The following is a 611-nucleotide window of genomic DNA, read 5'->3' as shown; positions in this document are numbered from 1 at the left end:
TATAGGCTGTTGTATATGACGACCATTCCTTCGTTGTGGAGTATACGTCTGCATTCTTTCGGGCTAACGTATGTCTTCCCCACTATTTCCTTCAACTGTGGCGAGTATAAGTAGTTCCGAGATACCACTCCCGTAGCTACAAACCTTCTGCCCGTTGGTATATGAATCCACACATCGCCCGAGATGGTTGGCATCTCTTTTCGCAGCGGATTGAGAATTTTCGTACCGGGATACACCTTAAGCTTGCTTTGTTCTTCCGGTGGCAGTGGCGATATATCCGCAAAGGAGGGTTCCTTTTGGTCCCTCCTCTTCCTTCTGTTCCTTGCCACAATCCTGCCATCAACCTTGTAGAGCCTATCCCTCACGGCGTGTATTCTTGCCCTGTCGTGTCTTCTGAACTTGGCCAAGATGAGTTCTATCACGTGCGTTTCGTCGATCTCCGCACGGTTGCAAAAGGCCAACGCTGCTGCCAGTGCATCGTTCGCATGCCCCTTTTCAAGCCCCAACTTCTTCCTCGCCTGTGCCACGTCCGATGCAGGTACAAACTCCAGCCGCGGCATTTTCCGCAGTTTCCCCATTATTGCGTTCATCGTCCCCAATGCACGCCACTG

1 pseudogene is annotated in these 611 nt (G+C 51.4%); it reads right to left on the bottom strand.

Annotated features, from left to right (window positions below):
• Positions 1 to 611: pseudogene (locus AN618_RS13385) on the bottom strand (RRXRR domain-containing protein); the annotation flags it as partial.

The organism is Fervidicola ferrireducens (assembly GCF_001562425.1).
Taxonomy (GTDB): domain Bacteria; phylum Bacillota; class Thermosediminibacteria; order Thermosediminibacterales; family Thermosediminibacteraceae; genus Fervidicola; species Fervidicola ferrireducens.
Note: the sequence above shows the minus strand (reverse complement) of the source record. Positions and strands in the feature narration are given on the sequence as shown.